A 15,554-nucleotide genomic window follows, 5' to 3' on the forward strand; every position below is an offset into this window, starting at 1 on the left:
GGAGCGTGATCAATCACCGTGACCCTTGAAAACCATGCGGGACATTCCGCGCCCGAAGAACCGGGAAGGTTCTCGGGTGACACGGAGGTCCACAGCATTACCGATGCCGCGGCCGCGCACTCGGAAGACATGCGTGAGCGGATGATCAAGTACGCCCTGGCCATGGGCATCCGCATGGTGTGCCTGATCCTGATCTTCGTGCTGGATGGCTGGTTGAAGATCATTGCGGTGGCCGGAGCGGTATTCCTGCCGTGGATCGCCGTGGTGATAGCCAATGGGAGCGACAAGGCCGAGGTCCACAGCGACCTGCTGCTTGACTCCGCTCCCCTGGCCGAAATTGAAAGCCCGACCCGCCCGGTGGACGATGAGGCGGCCGGCAATGCCGTGCTGCAGGGCGAACTCGTCAGGGATGATGAACCAGGGCACGGAGAGGAGCGCCACGCATCATGAGTATCTTCGATTTCGCGGCGGGGACCGACGTCGCTTCCGAGTCCGGCGCCATCTGCTCCCGCAAGGCGTGCCGGGCACAGGCATCCTGGCAACTGCTGTGGAACAACCCGAAGATCCATGACCCGGAGCGGCGCAAGATCTGGCTGGCCTGTTCGGACCACCGGGACTGGCTCCAGGACTACCTGCAGACCCGCGGGCTGTGGAAGGAAACCGTGCCCCTCGAGGCCGACGGCTCGGGCTCGATGGAGCAGGACATCTGAATGTACCGTTTCCTGTTCTCCAGCAAGTGGCTGGGCTACCTCCTGCTGGCCGCCATCTTTGCCACCGCGTGCGTCTTCCTGGGCCGCTGGCAGATGGACCGGAGGGCGGAGACGTTGGCCGAGATCAACCGTGTGGTCACCAACTACTCCGCCACTCCGATTCCTTTCGCCCAGGCCAGCGACCAGTTCAACATGCTGGACCCCGCCAAGGAGTGGACCCAGGTGGAGCTTCAAGGCTCCTATCTCGCTGACGGCCAGCGCATCGTGCGGAACCGGCCGCTGAACGGCCAGCCCGGCTACGAAGTGGTGGTTCCCTTCCGGCTGGCCACCGGCGAAACCGTGGTTATTGACCGCGGCTGGCTGCCGATCGGCAACAGGAATCCCGGCAGTCCGGACTCCGTGCCGGCACCTCCGTCCGGCGAGGTGACCGCCGTCGTCCGCCTGAAGCACGGGGAGCCGGAACTGCAGCGCGGGGCACCGGAAGGACAGCTGGCCTCCATTGACCTGCCGACGTACGCCGCGCAGCTGGGCTATCCCCTCCGCACCGGCGCTTACGGCCAGCTTGCGTCCGAAACGCCGCCCGCCGCGGACATGCCGGTCCCGTTCCCCAAGCCGTCCACGGACGAGGGGACGCATTTGTCCTACTCGCTGCAGTGGTTCGCCTTTGGCGTCCTGATGTTCGTCGGCTTCGGCTACGCGGCCCGGCAGCAGGCACGGAACGCAGCCATCGACGCCGAGGACGAGGAGTTGCTCGACGACGGGACTGTACACGCAGCCGTGACCACCCGCCGTCGTCCGCCGGCCCCGCGGAAACGCAAAAAGGCGACGGCCGAGGAAGAAGAAGACGCCCTCCTGGACGCGCAGGGGTACTGAGGCGTGGAGTACGACGGCGGACCGGTGGCCCTGGTACGTTCTGCGCTGGTGACGGCGGGGGTCGGCGACACTGTGCGCACCTTTGCTGCGGGCGTCCCCACGGCGGCCGCGGCTGCTGCGGCGTTGGAGTGTGAACTTGCGGCGATCACCAACAGCCTGGTGTTCGAGCTCAGCGGCGATCCCCTGCTGATCCTGGCCAGCGGCGCCGCTCGGGTGGATACAGCGCTGGTCGCGGCGCAGCTCGGCACCGGAAAGATCCGCCGGGCCTCCCCCGACTTCGTCCTGGAGCACACCGGCCAGGAGGTCGGCGGAGTGGCCCCGGTAGGCCACCCGAAGAAAATCAGGACCTTGCTGGACGAATCCCTCCAGGTTCACGGGCTGCTGTGGGCAGGAGCAGGTGACCACAAGTCCATGTTCAGCATCACCTACCATGAGCTGCTCCGGATCACCGGAGCGCAGGAACTGCAGGTCCGCTAGGTGTATTGACCACGGAGGTTAGGAACATGCGGCGTGGTTAGGTGACAAAAAGAAGACCTCCAAGTGGAGTGGGGCTTGTCTAAGAGTCCGGTCCACAAGGAGGTCTTCAATGTCCCATGCTAACGCGCTTCTGACGCCGAAGGGACGGCTCCGGCTGGCCCGGTGCATCGTTGATGACGGGTGGCCGCTGCGCCGTGCTGCTGAGCGGTTCCAGGTGTCCGTGACGACCGCAGCGCGGTGGGCGGCCCGTTACCGGGAGCACGGGGAGCACGGGATGGGTGATCGTTCCAGCCGGCCCATCAACTCCCCGCGTCGGACCTCCACGCGGCGGGAGCGGCGGATCGTCGCGATCAGGGTCAACCGGCGCTGGGGCCCGGCACGGATCGGCTATCTGCTGGGCATTCACCCCTCCACGGTGCACCGGGTGCTGTCCCGGTTTGGGCTGGCGAGGCTGGCGTGGATGGACCGGGCCACGGGCCGGGTGATTCGCCGGTACGAGCACCACAGCCCCGGGGACCTGGTCCACGTCGACATCAAGAAACTTGGACGGATCCCTGACGGCGGCGGACACCGCAGTGTCGGCAGGGCCGCCGGAAACCGGAACAAGACCGGTACCGCGGCAAACCGGAGACCGGGTCACGCCTTCTTGCACAACGCCGTCGATGATCACTCCAGGCTCGCCTACACGGAGATCCTGACCGATGAGAAAAAGGACACTGCGGCCGGATTCTGGGAACGCGCCAATGCCTACTTCGAGTCCCACGGGATCACTGTCAAACGGGTCCTGACCGATAACGGATCCTGCTACCGCTCCTACGCATTCAAAGACGCTCTGGGCCCGGACATCAAGCACAAACGCACCCGACCCTACAGGCCTCAGACAAACGGCAAAGTCGAGCGCTACAACCGCACCATGCTCGACGAATGGGCCTACGCCCGTCCCTACGCCTCAGAGGCCGAGCGTGTTGCCGCTTTCGCCGACTGGCTCCATCATTACAATCATCATCGAGGCCACACCTCACTCAACGGTCAGCCACCGGCCAGCCGCGTCACCAACCTCTCAGGTCAATACAGCTAGGCGAGGGTGATGAGGTCCAGGTAGTCCTCGTTCCAGAGGTCTTCGACGCCGTCAGGAAGCATCACCACGCGTTCGGGGTTGAGGGCTTCGACCGCACCTTCGTCGTGGCTGACCAGGACCACGGCGCCGGTGTAGTTGCGCAGCGCGCCCAGGATTTCCGCGCGGCTGGCGGGGTCGAGGTTGTTGGTGGGCTCGTCGAGGAGGAGGACGTTCGCGCTGGACGCCACGATGGTGGCGAGGGCCAGGCGGGTCTTCTCACCGCCGGACAGCACGCCGGCGGGCTTGTCGACGTCGTCCCCGGAGAAGAGGAATGAGCCGAGGATCCCTCGGACTTCGGCGTCCTTCATATCCGGGGCGGCGGAGCGCATGTTCTCCAGCACGGTGCGGTTGTGGTCCAGGGTTTCGTGTTCCTGGGCGTAGTAGCCAACCTTCAGCCCGTGACCGGGGATGACTTCGCCGGTGTCCGGGGTGTCCACTCCGGCGAGCATCCGCAGCAGCGTGGTCTTGCCGGCGCCGTTGAGTCCCAGGATGACCACCTTGGAACCGCGGTCGATGGCCAGGTCCACGTCGGTGAAGATCTCCAGGGAGCCGTAGGACTTGCTGAGCCCGTCCGCGGTGAGCGGGGTCTTGCCGCAGGGCGCCGGGTCCGGGAACCGCAGCGCTGCCACGCGGTCCTGTTCGCGGACCGCCTCCAGGCCGCTGAGCAGGCGCTCGGCACGCTTGGCCATGTTTTGCGCGGCCACAGCCTTGGTGGCCTTGGCCCGCATCTTGTTCGCCTGGTCCATCAGGACCTGTGCCTTCTTTTCGGCGTTGGCACGTTCCCGCTTCCGGGCACGCTCGTCGGTCTCCCGCTGGATGAGGTAGCGCTTCCAGTCCATGTTGTAGAAATCGATCTGGGCGCGGTTGGCGTCGAGCAGGAAGACCTTGTTGACCGTGGCTTCCAGCAGGTCGGTGTCGTGGCTGATAACGATCAGGCCGCCCTGGTGGTTCTTCAGGAAGTCACGCAGCCAGGCGATGGAATCGGCGTCAAGGTGGTTGGTGGGCTCATCCAGGAGCATTGTCTCGGCATCCGAATAGAGGATGCGGGCCAGCTCAACACGGCGCCGCTGGCCACCGGAGAGCGTTTTGAGCGGCTGGTTCAGCAAGCGGTCCGGGAGGGCAAGGTTGGAACAGATCGAAGCAGCCTCGGCCTCGGCGGCATAGCCCCCGGCTGCGAGGAATTCGGATTCCAGCCGGTCATAGCGGCCCATGGCCTTCCGTTGGACGTCCGCATCCTCACTGGCCATTTCGTCGTGCGCCTTCCGGAGCTTCCCGACGACGATATCGAGGCCGCGTGCCGACAGGATCCTGTCCCGGGCGAGCTGTTCCATGTCAGGGGTGCGGGGATCCTGGGGCAGGTAGCCGATTTCGCCGCTGCGGATCACCTTGCCGGCGGCAGGCAGGCCTTCGCCGGCAAGGACCCGGGTGAGGGTGGTCTTGCCGGCACCGTTGCGCCCCACCAGCCCGATTTTGTCTCCCTTGTCGATGCGGAAGCTCACCTGGTCCATCAGGAGCCGGGCGCCGGCACGCAGTTCAAGATCCTGGACAGTAATCACAGCAGGTAAGGCCTTTCAGCAAGGGGGTGGTCCGCCACCCCCGAGGCGTCAGGGGCATGGGCGGCAATGGGCGGCAGAACGGCCCACCCAAGTCTACCGTTGGTCCGCATGGACCAGCGACGGGGGCCTGCCGGGCCGGACGCTGAGGGCGTAAACTGCCCCGGCACCGCCCGCGCCCAGCGAGAATGGAACCCATGGACTTCGACCGCCTGCTGCAGATCCGGCGCATCTATGCGCAGCAGGCTGCCCTGGAGCTCCCCCGGGGCAGGGAGATCGTCGAACGCTGGCCGGGCGCCGACGTCGTGCTGGTCGAGAACCACTGGAACATCCCGGAGGTACACGGCGACGAGACGAACGTGCCCCGCTGGTCCCGGATCAAGACCGAAGCGCTGGTCCTTGGCGTCAAGAAAGCGCTGACCGTCAAGCCGAACGGCCGTTCCGCCGACTTCATTGCCCCTTCGAGCGCGAACGGGTGTGCCATGGCGTGCGCCTACTGCTACGTGCCCCGGCACAAGGGTTACAGCAACCCGGTCACGGTGTTCGCCAACATCGACCAGATCGGCGGGGCGGTTGAGCGGCATGCCGTGCGCCAGGGCTTGAAACTTGAGCCCAACCAGTGCGACCCCGAGCTCTGGGTGTACGACATCGGGGAAAACAGCGACTGCTCAGTGGACGCGCTGATCAGCCGGAACGTGGAGGACCTCGTGACGCTTTTCCGCGACATCCCCACCGCAAAGCTGTCGTTCGCCACCAAGTTCGTCAATCCCGCCCTGCTGGACTGGGACCACGGCGGACACACAAGGATCCGGTTTTCCCTCATGCCCGCGCAGCTGGCGAAGTCGGTGGACGTCAGGACCTCGCCGGTGTCCGAGCGCATGGCCGCCATCAACGACTTCGTCGACGCCGGGTATGAGGTGCACGTGAACTTCTCCCCCGTGATCGTCACGGACACCTGGCTCAGCGACTGGGCGGAACTGCTGCGGGAACTCGATGCCACGCTTTCGGCCGCCGCCAAGGCCCAGTTGGCGGCTGAAATCATCTTCCTCACGCATAACGAGCAGCTGCACGAGGTCAACCTGGGCTGGCACCCCCAGGCCGAACGCATGCTGTGGCGCCCGGACCTGCAGGAATCCAAGGTGTCCTCCAACGGCTTCACGAACGTCCGCTACCGTTCCGGCATCAAGGGGCGGTACGTCAGGCAGCTCATCGACCTGATCGGCAATATCGCGCCGTACTGCCGTATCCGCTATGCGTTCTGAGGCTTAAACTGGCCAGATCATGACTGGCGCCCGTTCCCGCCTCCTGGTCTGGTCCGTCATCCTGGCGGCCCTCCTTTCGGGCTGCACACCCGCCGTAGGACTCCATGAGGCAGCCACCGTCGCCCCGGCTCCTTCGTCCCCTGCTCCGGCCGCCGCCGGGGCCACACCCGCTCCGGTGCACACCGCCGATCCGGAGCCCCCAGCGCCTCCGGCGCCCACGCCGCCTCCGGCTCCCCAGCCCTTCGCCCTCAACCTCTACCAGGAGGGCGACTTCGTGCCGCAGTACACGTTCGACTGGTGCGTCGCGGCGAGCATCCAGATGGCGCACAACCTGATCGACGCCACGGGAGGCGCCACCTGGTCCGATCCCACCCAGCAGGGCAACCTGTGGGAGATGGCCCGGGCAAGGTCGTCGGACTCGTTCAACGGCGCCAACCCCTATGGCTGGGCCGAGGTCCTGACCCAATCCGGGATGGGACCCTACGGTGTTGTCAGCATCACCGACTACGGCACCGCCCTGCGCACCGCGGCGCGCGCCATCACCGATACGGGCAGGCCGGTGGGCCTGGTCATGTGGAGCGGGCGCCACGCCTGGGTGATGAGCGGGTTCGAATCCATCGGCGATCCCCGGCACTTCCAGGAATTCTCCGTGACCGGCGTCCGCGTCCAGGACCCGCTCTATCCGTACGGCAGCGGGCAGTGGGGACCCTCGCCCCCGCCCAACAGCCTGCTCACCCCAGAGCAGCTGGCCACCCAGTTCGTAGTGCGCGAGCCCCGGCGGTGGAGCAGCAACCTCCCCGCCGGATACCTGCTGGTGCTGCCGCTCCCGGCCTGAGCAGCCTCCTGTGCCTGCACGCGGAGGGCAACCCGGCCGCCGCGGCCGGATTTGTGTCCAGCCCTCAGCACCGGCAGGCGGTCTTAGTAGGCCCCCTACAAAATGGCGGCCGCCCCGCGCCGGTAACGTCGGCAGTACATTAGATTCCGCTTGTACAACCCCGACAGGACAGCCATGAGCAGCACCGATACCCCCACCAAGAACAGTCCCCGCCTGGAGCGCCTACGCTGGAACGGCACCGACCTCGGGCTGATCGCCGTCTTCGCCGCCCTGGTGGCCGGCGCAGCCCTGGTACCGGGGCTGGCCCTGAACGGGTTCGGCGTCCCCATCACCTTCCAGACCCTGGCCGTGATGCTCACCGGACTGGTGCTGGGGCCCGCCCGCGGGTTCGCCGCCGTGGGCCTTTACACCCTGCTCGGCCTCGCCGGCCTGCCCATCTTCAGCCAGGGCCGCAGCGGCTTTGGCATCCTCGCCGGGCCCTCCGCCGGGTACATCATCGCCTTCCCCATCGCCGCGGGAATCGTCGGCTGGCTGGCCACCGTGGTGATAAAGCGGACCACCAGGGCGCGCGCCCTGTGGTTCTTCCTGTCCGCCACGGCCACCAGCATTGTGGTGGTGCACTCCCTGGGCATCCTCGGCATCGCCCTGAACTCCAAAGCCACGCTTGCCCAGGCCTTCATCAGTGACCTGGTCTTCTACCCGGGGGACATCATCAAGAACGTCCTCGCCGCCGCCATCGCCGTCGCGCTCCACCGCGCCTTCCCCGACGTCCTCGTCCGCCGCGTGCGGCGCACCGCCATCGCCGCCGCAAAGGCCTAGGTCCGGCACCATGCCCGCAGTGATCTTTGACCAGGTGGCAGCCGCCGTCGAACGCGACGACTCGCCGCAGCCCAAAATCCTCCTCGACGCGGTCAACCTGCGCCTGGAGGAAGCCCGGGTGGGCGTCATCGGAGCCAACGGATCAGGAAAATCCACCCTGCTGCGGCTGGTCAACGGACTCATCCAGCCCACCACGGGCACGGTCACTATCGACGGCGACGACACCGTTCGTGCCGTGCGGAAGGTCCGCCGGAACGTCGGCTTCGTTTTCACCGATCCCCTGTCCCAGCTGGTGATGCCCACCGGCAGGGAAGACGTGGAGCTCTCGCTGCGGCGTTCGGTGCGCAACGGTGCCGAGCGGCGCGCGCAGGCCGGGGCGGCGCTCGAACGTCTTGGCCTGCTGCCCCTGGCCGACCAGAGCATCTACGAGCTCTCCGGCGGGGAGCGGCAGCTGATGGCGCTCGCCGCCGTCCTGGCGGTAGACCCGAAAGTCCTGGTGCTGGATGAGCCGTCCACGCTGCTGGACCTGCGCAACCGGGAACTGCTCCGCCGTACCTTGGCGGGCCTGGACCAACAGATCATCATGTCCACCCACGACCTGGACCTCGCCATGGACATGGACCGGGTGCTGGTCATCGAACAGGGCCGCGTGGCATTCGACGGCAATCCCGCGGATGCCGTGGCGGCCTACCGTTCCTGGTGCCTGGAGGGACTCAGCGCTCCAGGACAGGGCGCCCCGGCACAGAACGCTACAGGGCAGGATCCCCGGTGAGGGGGCACGGCTTCCTCCTGGCCAACTACGTGCCGGGCGATTCGGTCCTCCACCGCTCACCGCTGGGACTGAAGTTCCTCCTTGTCTTTGCCTGCGGCCTGGCATCCTTCATCATTGTCGACTGGCGGATCTCCGCTGCCATGCTGGTTGTCCTTTGCGGCCTCTTCCTGCTCACCGGCGCCGGTGTGAAGCGGCTCTGGCGTGCGGTCCGTCCCCTCGCCGCGGTGCTGCTGGTGATCGGCGTGTTCCAGTGGTGGCAGCTGGGCGCCCCCACGGCCGCCCGGATCGTCCTGAATATCCTTGTCTGCATCGTCGCCGCCTCGCTGCTCACCGCCACCACCCCGGTGCAGCGGCTGCTGGACGGTGTGGTCAAGGCGGCCGGACCGTTCAGGAGGCTGGGCGCGGACCCCGAGCGCTTCGCACTCACCATCGGCATCATGCTGCGGAGCATCCCCTACATCGCCGGCACGTTCTCGGATGTCAGGGATTCCGCCCGGGCCCGGGGACTGGAGCGCAACCCTCGCGCGCTGGTGCTTCCCGTGTTCATCACCTCAGTGGCGTTTGCCCGCCAGACGGGCGAAGCGCTCGCCGCCAGGGGGCTCGGCGAAGCGGAGGACTGAGGCGCTGCAAGCGTCACCTGGACAGCGTCAGCGGGACAGCAGCCGCCGGTACTCCAGCAATGCCGCGGTTCCCATGCCGCCGGCCATGCTGATCATGGCCAGCGCGAGGGTTCCCGGCGCAGCCGACCTGCGCGCCTGCGCCAGCAGCCGCGTCACCAATACGGCGCCGGAAGCGCCGTAGGCGTGGCCCAGCGCGAGTGCCCCGCCGTCAAGGTTCGCCCGCGCGGACTGGATTCCCAACAGGTCCAGGCACGCCAGCGTCTGAGATGCGAAGGCCTCGTTGAATTCCACCAGGTCCACCCGGTCCGCCGTCACGCCCGCCGCGGCCAGCACATCACGCGCGGCCACGGCAGCGCCGATGCCCAGGACGCCGGGGGCAACTCCCACAGTTCCGGTGCCGCGCACCAGCAGCGCGTCCTCCGCCCCCAGTTGCCGGGCCCGCGCCAGGGAGGTGACGACGACGGCGGAAGCGGCGTCCGCGTCAAAGCAGGAGTTCCCGGCGGTGACAGTTCCCCCGGGAACGAAGGCGGCAGGGAACCGGGCCATGAGGGCCGGCGTCAGGCTGCGGCGCGGGCCGTCATCCGCTGACACGGTACCCACGTCGACTGCAAGGGGCACCAGTTCGGCCTCGAATAGGCCATCCTTGGCGGCAGCGAGGGCTTTTTGGTGGCTCGCCAGGGCAAACGCATCCTGCCGGTCCCGGCCGATGCCGTATTCCCGCGCCACAGTCTCCGCAGCCACGCCCATGTCCGGGTCGCCGTAGCTTTCCGGCACGAACTGTGCGCGGCTGTAGAACTCCGGGCCGCCGTCGTCATTCCGGTGGGCACGCAGGGGCGCCGTGCTGGTGCTCTCCACGCCGCCCGCCAGGTACAGCGGGTTGCCGCCCGCGGCCACCAGCCGGGCCGCGAGGACGATGGCGTCCAGGCCTGAACCGCATTGCCGGTCCACGGTGAGCCCGGGCACGCCCACCGGAAGCCCCGCCTCCAGCAGCGCCAGCCGGGCGACGTTCCCGCCGCCGCCCACGGCATTGCCGATCACCACGTCATCAACGGATTCAGGGGCAAGCCCAAGGCCGGAGACGAGTTCGCGCAGGACCGGCGCCAGGAGTTCGTGGGCCCGCAGACTCCGCAGGCACCCGTTCGTACGGCAGACCGGGGTCCGCCGGGCCGCGATGATGACCGGCTGGCGCTCAGGGGGCAGGAGCTCAGCCGGCAAGGACGCGCACCCTGGGGTCACGGGACTCGATCCAGTCCAGCAGCAGGTTACGGCTGACCTTGCCGCGGTCCGTGATGGGCAGTTCGGCGAGGAGGAAATACTGCAGCGGCCGCTTGTCCCGGGCCAGGATGTTCTCCAGGCCCGCGCGCAGCTGGGTGGCGGTGATCCCACCCTGCGAGGGGACCACGCCTGCCACCACCCGCTGGCCGCGCAGGTCGTCGGGCATCCCCGCGGCCACCGCGGCGCCCACACCGGGAACGGCGGCCAGCGCCAGCTCCACCTCGTGCGGGTAGACATTCCTGCCCGCGGTGAGGATCATGTCCGCGCGGCGGCCGAGGATGTGCAGCTCGCCGGCCTCGAGGTAGCCCTGGTCCCCCACCGTGAACCAGCCGTCGAAGGACCGCAGCGCCTCTCCGTCGTCGCCCCACAGGTAACCGTTGCTGACCATGCCGCTGCGGACGCAGATGTTCCCGGAGGCACCCTCCGGCACCTCGGCCCCGCCGTCGTCGAGGATCCGGACATCAACGCCGGGGAACGGCCTGCCGATTCCAGTGCCGCCCGCGGCCAACTGTCCGGCCACAAGTCCCGTGCCGGAGACGAAGCTCAGTTCGGACGCACCGTAGTACTCGTAGATCGTGGCATTTGGCGCCCACCTGCGCGCCGCCTCCAAAGTGCGGGCGTCGAGCTTGGATCCGGCGCAGATGATGGTCCGGATGCCGGACGCGTCCACGCATCCGGTCATGCCCCGTTCACTGAGCATGCGCAGCATGGTGGGAACCAGGACCAGCCGGGTCACCCGGTCATGGGTGATCGCGGCGTGGACGTCGCCGACGTCGAAGGTTTCGAGTGCCTGGAACTCGGAGCCGGCGTACAGGCATTCGGCGAGGGCATAAAGGTTCAGGCTCGCCGCGAGCGGCCCCGGCGCAAGGGTCACGTCGTCCTGGCGGAGGCCGAAGAACTCGATGGAGGCGTCGAAGGACTGCTGCCAGGACTGTCGGGACCGTGTGAACGCCTTGGGCACGGAGGTGGTGCCGGAGGTGAGGCCGATGAGGAAACTGGCCTCCGGTGGGCCGTCGGCCAGGGAGTCGTCCGGGGATACAGGGGCCGCGGCCGCGCACGCCTCCACCCGGCGCGCAATGTCCTCCTGCAGGGCCGCCGGCCACGCTGGGTCCAGCACGGCGCACTGGCGGCCGCCGGCCACCGCGGCTGCAAAGGCGGTGGCGAAATGTGCGGAGTTGGCTTCGCAGAGGGTAGTGACTGACTTCGCCTCCGCCACCATGGCTGCAGCTTCATCCCGCAGCGTTGCCCAGTCAAGGCGGCGGCCGGCAATCACGACGGCGGTGTCGTGCGGCCGCTCTTCCGCCCAGCGCTGGATTCTGTTCAGGAAAGGCACGCACCAACTTTACCGGCCGGCACGGATTGAGCGGCGGGCTCGCGGGTATTGTGACTTCATGAGTTTCAATGACAACGTGCAGCTGGATCCGTCACAAGTCCAGGACCGGCGCGGCATGGGCCGGGGAGTTAAGGTTGGCGGCGGGATCGGCGGCGGCCTGGTGCTGCTCGTTGCGCTCCTGCTGGGCATCAACCCCAATATGCTCGGCGGACTCACCGAGGGCGGCGGCAGTGGACAGTCCCAGGGCACGGCGCCTGCGTGCAGTACCGGCGCGGACGCCGATGCCCGCCTGGACTGCCGCATCACCGGCACGGTCAACAGCCTCAACGCGTTCTGGCCCGCTTACCTGAAGCAGTACAACGTTCAGTACCCGCGGCCGGAAGCGGTGATCTTCAGTGGCGGCACGAACACCGGGTGCGGGGCCGCGACCTCCGACGTGGGTCCGTTCTACTGCCCTACGGACACTACCGCCTACTTCGATCCGGGCTTCTTCCAGGAACTCGTGGACCGGTTCGGTTCCTCGGGCGGCCCGCTGGCCCAGGAATACGTGGTGGCCCACGAATTCGGACACCACGTCCAGAACCTGCTGGGCGACCTGAACCGGGCGCAGCAGGACCCGCAAGGGCCGGAGTCGGGCTCCGTGCGTACCGAGCTGCAGGCCGACTGCTATGCGGGCCTGTGGGCCAAGTACGCTTCCACGACGGCGGACCCGAACACCGGGCAGCCGTATCTGGAGCCCCTGACGCAGCAGGACGTGAGCGATGCCCTCTCGGCGGCAGCGTCCGTGGGCGATGACCGGATCCAGAAGGCGGCGACGGGCAGGGTCTCCCCCGAAGGCTGGACGCACGGTTCCAGCGAGGAACGCCAGCGCTGGTTCCTGCAGGGCTACCAGACCGGCGACATCAAACAGTGCGACACGTTCTCCGCCGCCACCCTCTAACCCCCAGTTCATCCCATCGATTGCTGAGTAGCTGCCGTTTTGAGAGGGGCGGATTCATATGGTCGTTGCAACGAAACCGTTGAAGGGGTGTTGCGATGCCGGCGGGGTACGTTTTTGGGGATGCGGTCAGGGACGGGTTCTTTGCGCTTTTGCGGCAAGGGGCCTCGATCAGTGAGGCGTGCCGCGTGTCGGGCCTGTGGTCCTCTACGGTGCGACATTGGGTCCGGAGGATGGGCCCTGTGGAGATGTCGAGAGGCAAACGTGGAGGACCGGTAGGGGCGCCGTTTCCGGACGGCGCCCCTGGCTCGGGCAGGTTGAGCCTGTCGGAACGGGCGGTGATCATGGTCCGCCTGCGCGATGGCTGGTCCTACGCGGCGATCGGCAGGGAACTGGGCCGGGACCGATCGGTGATCTGGCGCGAGGCCAGGCGGAACTGCTGCGAGGACGGCACATACCAGTCCGACGTCGCGCAGTTGAAGGCCGGGCAGAATGCCCGCCGGCCCAAGGAGCATAAACTCGCCCATAAGCCGCTGGCCCGGTTCGTGGAGTCCGCCATGGACGAGGGCTGGTCCCCGCAGCTGTGCTCGCTGGTTCTGGCCCGTGCTTTCCCGGACGATGAGAGGATGCAGATCAGCCACGAGACGATCTATCAGGCCATTTACGTCCAGGGCCGTGGACATGTCCGCCAAGACCTGTACCGGCAGTTGAGCACCGGCCGGGCCAAACGGGTCAGCGACGGACGCGGCCGGGGCCGGAACAACAGCCCGTTCAAGGACGCGCTGAAAATCTCCGAACGCCCGGCCGAAGCCGCGGACCGGGCCGTACCCGGACACTGGGAATGCGACTTGATCCTTGGTTCGGTCGCCAGCAACTCAGCGATCGGAACCTGTGTTGAACGCTCGACCCGGTACACCATGCTGCTGCACCTGCCCAACGGCCACAGCGCAGACGAGGTCGCCAGAGCCATGATCACCGCGTTTGCGGAACTGCCGGCGGACCTGCGCAAAACCCTGACCTACGACCGCGGCATCGAGATGGCCCGCTACGCCCAAATCCAGATAGCGATCGACGCGGACGTCTACTTCTGCGACCCCCACTCGCCCTGGCAACGAGGTACCAACGAGAACACCAACAGACTCCTACGGCACTGGTTCGCAAAAAGCACGGACCTGTCCGTCCACACGGCAAAGGACCTCAAACGGGTTCAGGACAGCCTCAACAACCGGCCACGCCCCACCCTCGGCCTCGCAACCCCCAAGCAGAAATTCAACGAACTCCTCCTCGCCGCAGCAGCCTAACCGTTGCAACCACCACTTGACTTTCCAAGGTCATAACGGCAGCTACGCAGCAATCGATAAACCAACGACGACGGCCGGTGACCTTTCCTGGGAAAGGCCACCGGCCGTCGTCGTACTTCGTGTTCAGATATTGAACCCGAGGGCCCGCATCTGGTCCTTGCCGTCGTCCGTGATCCGTTCCGGACCCCACGGCGGCATCCATACCCAGTTCAGGCGCCAGTCGTCCACGACGCCGTCCAGGGCCTTGCCCACCTGCTCCTCGAGCACGTCGGTGAGCGGGCAGGCGGCGGTGGTGAGCGTCATGTCGATCAGCAGCGCACCGTCGTCGTCGGAGTACTTCAGGCCGTAAAGCAGCCCGAGGTCCACAACGTTGACGCCAAGCTCAGGATCGATGACGTCCTTGAGCGCCTCTTCGACGTCCTCCAGGGCCGTGCGGCCCGGCGTGATTTCGGTCATGGCAAGTCCTTACTAGGCCTGTGCTGCGGCCGCAGCCGCGATGCTGGCAGCGCCGGCGCCCTTGGCGTAGCGGTCGTAGCCCTCTTCCTCAAGGCGGTCGGCGAGTTCGGGACCGCCCTCTTCAACAACCTGGCCGTCCACGAACACGTGGACGAAGTCAGGCTTGATGTAGCGCAGGATGCGCGTGTAGTGCGTGATGAGCAGCGTGCCCATGTTTCCTTCGGCGTGGGCACGGTTGACGCCCTCGGAGACGATCTTGAGCGCGTCGACGTCCAGGCCGGAGTCGGTCTCGTCCAGCACCGCGAACTTGGGCTTGAAGAGCTCCAGCTGGAGGATCTCCACGCGCTTCTTTTCGCCGCCCGAGAAGCCTTCGTTGACGTTGCGCTGGGCGAAGTCGGCGTCGATGCGCAGCTTCTCCATGGCATCCTTGACGTCCTTGGTCCAGGTCCGCAGCTTGGGTGCTTCTCCGTCGATGGCAGTCTTGGCGGTGCGCAGGAAGTTGGTCATGGTGACGCCGGGAACCTCAACCGGGTACTGCATGGCCAGGAAGACGCCGGCGCGGGCGCGCTCGTCAACGCTCATCGCCAGGACGTCTTCGCCGTCCAGGGTGATGGTGCCGCTGGTGACGGTGTACCGGGGGTGGCCTGCGATGGTGGAGGCCAGGGTGGACTTGCCCGAACCGTTGGGGCCCATGATCGCGTGGGTTTCACCGGTGCGGATGGTCAGGCTGACGCCCTTCAGGATCTCCTTGGTGCCCTGTTCCGTCTCAATGCTGACGTGCAGGTCCTTGATCTCAAGAGTTGACATGCTCTTCTTTCTTTTAGCTCGTAAGTCTGGTGCTGTCGGCAATCAGTAGTTGTCTACTGCCGCGCCGTTCAAAACGTTGGTGACGTCCACGTAGACGTCGTCGCCATCGAGCTCGACGGCGAACACCGGAACGGGATCGTAGGCGGGCAACTGCAGCGGCTGGCCGCTGCGCAGGTCGAACTGGGAGCCGTGGCCCCAGCACTCGATGGCGCAGCCTTCAACGTCGCCTTCGGACAGCGAAATGTCCGCGTGCGAGCAGGTGTCGCCGATTGCATGGATCTCGCCCATCGAATCCCGGACCACAGCCACCGGGTAGCCGTCGACCAGGATGCGCAGCGCCTGCTTGACCTTAATGTCACTGGCACTACAGACCAGCTCGCCCTTGGGTGTCCCGCTCATGCGTTCCT

Annotated in this window: 18 protein-coding genes; 12 read left to right on the forward strand and 6 right to left on the reverse strand. The window is 66.9% G+C overall.

Annotated features, from left to right (window positions below; genetic code table 11):
- The first annotated feature begins 18 nt into the window (after window positions 1-18).
- The 5 genes from AC2JAJ_RS18170 (at window position 19) to AC2JAJ_RS18190 (ending at window position 3,138) form a co-directional block, all read left to right on the forward strand.
- Window positions 19-450, forward strand: a complete 432-nt coding sequence (locus AC2JAJ_RS18170) for a DUF3099 domain-containing protein (RefSeq protein ID WP_221385087.1) — start codon at window positions 19-21, stop codon at window positions 448-450.
- The gene (locus AC2JAJ_RS18175) at window positions 447-710 is read left to right on the forward strand and encodes a hypothetical protein (protein ID WP_221385088.1); all 264 of its coding nucleotides are present in this window, start codon (window positions 447-449) and stop codon (window positions 708-710) included. The genes AC2JAJ_RS18170 and AC2JAJ_RS18175 overlap by 4 nt, the downstream gene beginning before the upstream one ends.
- Entirely contained in the window at window positions 711-1,583 is an 873-nt protein-coding gene (locus AC2JAJ_RS18180) for an SURF1 family cytochrome oxidase biogenesis protein (RefSeq protein ID WP_486414963.1), read from the forward strand.
- A gap of 3 nt (window positions 1,584-1,586) precedes the next feature.
- Window positions 1,587-2,060 carry a YbaK/EbsC family protein gene (locus AC2JAJ_RS18185; RefSeq protein ID WP_486414962.1) on the forward strand — a complete coding sequence of 158 codons (474 nt, stop codon included), beginning with the start codon at window positions 1,587-1,589 and terminating at the stop codon, window positions 2,058-2,060.
- A 109-nt stretch (window positions 2,061-2,169) separates the two neighbouring features.
- The gene (locus tag AC2JAJ_RS18190) at window positions 2,170-3,138 is read left to right on the forward strand and encodes an IS481 family transposase (RefSeq protein ID WP_486414920.1); all 969 of its coding nucleotides are present in this window, start codon (window positions 2,170-2,172) and stop codon (window positions 3,136-3,138) included.
- On the opposite strand, the gene abc-f is transcribed toward AC2JAJ_RS18190, so the two are convergent.
- Window positions 3,135-4,733, reverse strand: coding sequence for a ribosomal protection-like ABC-F family protein (abc-f, locus tag AC2JAJ_RS18195; RefSeq protein WP_221385091.1), 1,599 nt, complete (start codon window positions 4,731-4,733; stop codon window positions 3,135-3,137). The two genes, AC2JAJ_RS18190 and abc-f, sit on opposite strands and share 4 nt — an antisense overlap.
- 194 nt (window positions 4,734-4,927) lie before the next feature.
- Between abc-f and AC2JAJ_RS18200 the strand changes: the two genes are divergently transcribed.
- The 5 genes from AC2JAJ_RS18200 to AC2JAJ_RS18220 all read left to right on the forward strand — a co-directional run bounded on the left by AC2JAJ_RS18200 (window position 4,928) and on the right by AC2JAJ_RS18220 (window position 9,038).
- Window positions 4,928-5,992 carry a spore photoproduct lyase family protein gene (locus tag AC2JAJ_RS18200; protein WP_486414961.1) on the forward strand — a complete coding sequence of 355 codons (1,065 nt, stop codon included), beginning with the start codon at window positions 4,928-4,930 and terminating at the stop codon, window positions 5,990-5,992.
- Between the two features lie 19 nt (window positions 5,993-6,011).
- Window positions 6,012-6,827 (forward strand): hypothetical protein, encoded by an 816-nt coding sequence (locus AC2JAJ_RS18205; RefSeq protein WP_486414960.1) that lies wholly within the window; start codon window positions 6,012-6,014, stop codon window positions 6,825-6,827.
- A gap of 174 nt (window positions 6,828-7,001) precedes the next feature.
- Window positions 7,002-7,646: a biotin transporter BioY gene (locus tag AC2JAJ_RS18210; protein WP_486414959.1), complete on the forward strand. Its 645-nt coding sequence runs from the start codon at window positions 7,002-7,004 to the stop codon at window positions 7,644-7,646.
- A gap of 10 nt (window positions 7,647-7,656) precedes the next feature.
- A complete protein-coding gene (locus tag AC2JAJ_RS18215) occupies window positions 7,657-8,418 on the forward strand; it encodes an energy-coupling factor ABC transporter ATP-binding protein (RefSeq protein WP_486414958.1) in 762 nt (253 codons plus the stop codon).
- Window positions 8,415-9,038, forward strand: a complete 624-nt coding sequence (locus AC2JAJ_RS18220; protein WP_486414957.1) for an energy-coupling factor transporter transmembrane component T family protein — start codon at window positions 8,415-8,417, stop codon at window positions 9,036-9,038. The genes AC2JAJ_RS18215 and AC2JAJ_RS18220 overlap by 4 nt, the downstream gene beginning before the upstream one ends.
- 27 nt (window positions 9,039-9,065) lie before the next feature.
- Here the strand turns inward: AC2JAJ_RS18220 and AC2JAJ_RS18225 are convergent, their stop codons facing one another.
- A complete protein-coding gene (locus AC2JAJ_RS18225; RefSeq protein ID WP_486414956.1) occupies window positions 9,066-10,253 on the reverse strand; it encodes a thiolase family protein in 1,188 nt (395 codons plus the stop codon).
- Window positions 10,243-11,646 (reverse strand): class I adenylate-forming enzyme family protein, encoded by a 1,404-nt coding sequence (locus AC2JAJ_RS18230; protein WP_486414955.1) that lies wholly within the window; start codon window positions 11,644-11,646, stop codon window positions 10,243-10,245. Before AC2JAJ_RS18230 ends, AC2JAJ_RS18225 begins: the two co-directional genes overlap by 11 nt.
- Window positions 11,647-11,704: 58 nt before the next feature.
- On the opposite strand from AC2JAJ_RS18230, the gene ypfJ reads away from it, so the two are divergent.
- Entirely contained in the window at window positions 11,705-12,586 is an 882-nt protein-coding gene (gene ypfJ / locus AC2JAJ_RS18235; RefSeq protein WP_486414954.1) for a KPN_02809 family neutral zinc metallopeptidase, read from the forward strand.
- 95 nt (window positions 12,587-12,681) lie between these two features.
- Window positions 12,682-13,884, forward strand: a complete 1,203-nt coding sequence (locus AC2JAJ_RS18240) for an IS30-like element ISAcl1 family transposase (RefSeq protein WP_473695644.1) — start codon at window positions 12,682-12,684, stop codon at window positions 13,882-13,884.
- 123 nt (window positions 13,885-14,007) lie between these two features.
- Here AC2JAJ_RS18240 and AC2JAJ_RS18245 read toward each other — a convergent pair whose 3' ends face one another.
- The 3 genes from AC2JAJ_RS18245 to AC2JAJ_RS18255 are packed head-to-tail and all read right to left on the reverse strand — an operon-like array spanning window position 14,008 to window position 15,546.
- On the reverse strand, window positions 14,008-14,340 hold the full coding sequence (locus AC2JAJ_RS18245) for a metal-sulfur cluster assembly factor (RefSeq protein ID WP_009357674.1): 333 nt from the start codon (window positions 14,338-14,340) through the stop codon (window positions 14,008-14,010).
- A gap of 12 nt (window positions 14,341-14,352) precedes the next feature.
- Window positions 14,353-15,147: a Fe-S cluster assembly ATPase SufC gene (gene sufC, locus AC2JAJ_RS18250; protein ID WP_486414953.1), complete on the reverse strand. Its 795-nt coding sequence runs from the start codon at window positions 15,145-15,147 to the stop codon at window positions 14,353-14,355.
- A 42-nt stretch (window positions 15,148-15,189) separates the two neighbouring features.
- The gene (locus AC2JAJ_RS18255; protein ID WP_221385626.1) at window positions 15,190-15,546 is read right to left on the reverse strand and encodes a non-heme iron oxygenase ferredoxin subunit; all 357 of its coding nucleotides are present in this window, start codon (window positions 15,544-15,546) and stop codon (window positions 15,190-15,192) included.
- Window positions 15,547-15,554: the final 8 nt, after the last annotated feature.

This window comes from Arthrobacter sp. MOO21, from assembly GCF_057369995.2.

What these genes read in the sequence shown, in the direction of transcription:
- AC2JAJ_RS18215 (WP_486414958.1), top strand. Translation starts at nt 7,657, where the DNA reads ATGCCCGCAGTGATCTTTGACCAGGTGGCAGCCGCCGTCGAACGCGAC.
- AC2JAJ_RS18210 (WP_486414959.1), top strand. Translation starts at nt 7,002, where the DNA reads ATGAGCAGCACCGATACCCCCACCAAGAACAGTCCCCGCCTGGAGCGC.
- AC2JAJ_RS18180 (WP_486414963.1), top strand. Translation starts at nt 711, where the DNA reads ATGTACCGTTTCCTGTTCTCCAGCAAGTGGCTGGGCTACCTCCTGCTG.
- AC2JAJ_RS18245 (WP_009357674.1), bottom strand. Translation starts at nt 14,340, where the DNA reads ATGACCGAAATCACGCCGGGCCGCACGGCCCTGGAGGACGTCGAAGAG.
- AC2JAJ_RS18175 (WP_221385088.1), top strand. Translation starts at nt 447, where the DNA reads ATGAGTATCTTCGATTTCGCGGCGGGGACCGACGTCGCTTCCGAGTCC.
- sufC (WP_486414953.1), bottom strand. Translation starts at nt 15,147, where the DNA reads ATGTCAACTCTTGAGATCAAGGACCTGCACGTCAGCATTGAGACGGAA.
- AC2JAJ_RS18255 (WP_221385626.1), bottom strand. Translation starts at nt 15,546, where the DNA reads ATGAGCGGGACACCCAAGGGCGAGCTGGTCTGTAGTGCCAGTGACATT.
- AC2JAJ_RS18240 (WP_473695644.1), top strand. Translation starts at nt 12,682, where the DNA reads ATGCCGGCGGGGTACGTTTTTGGGGATGCGGTCAGGGACGGGTTCTTT.
- AC2JAJ_RS18190 (WP_486414920.1), top strand. Translation starts at nt 2,170, where the DNA reads ATGTCCCATGCTAACGCGCTTCTGACGCCGAAGGGACGGCTCCGGCTG.
- AC2JAJ_RS18205 (WP_486414960.1), top strand. Translation starts at nt 6,012, where the DNA reads ATGACTGGCGCCCGTTCCCGCCTCCTGGTCTGGTCCGTCATCCTGGCG.
- ypfJ (WP_486414954.1), top strand. Translation starts at nt 11,705, where the DNA reads ATGAGTTTCAATGACAACGTGCAGCTGGATCCGTCACAAGTCCAGGAC.
- AC2JAJ_RS18200 (WP_486414961.1), top strand. Translation starts at nt 4,928, where the DNA reads ATGGACTTCGACCGCCTGCTGCAGATCCGGCGCATCTATGCGCAGCAG.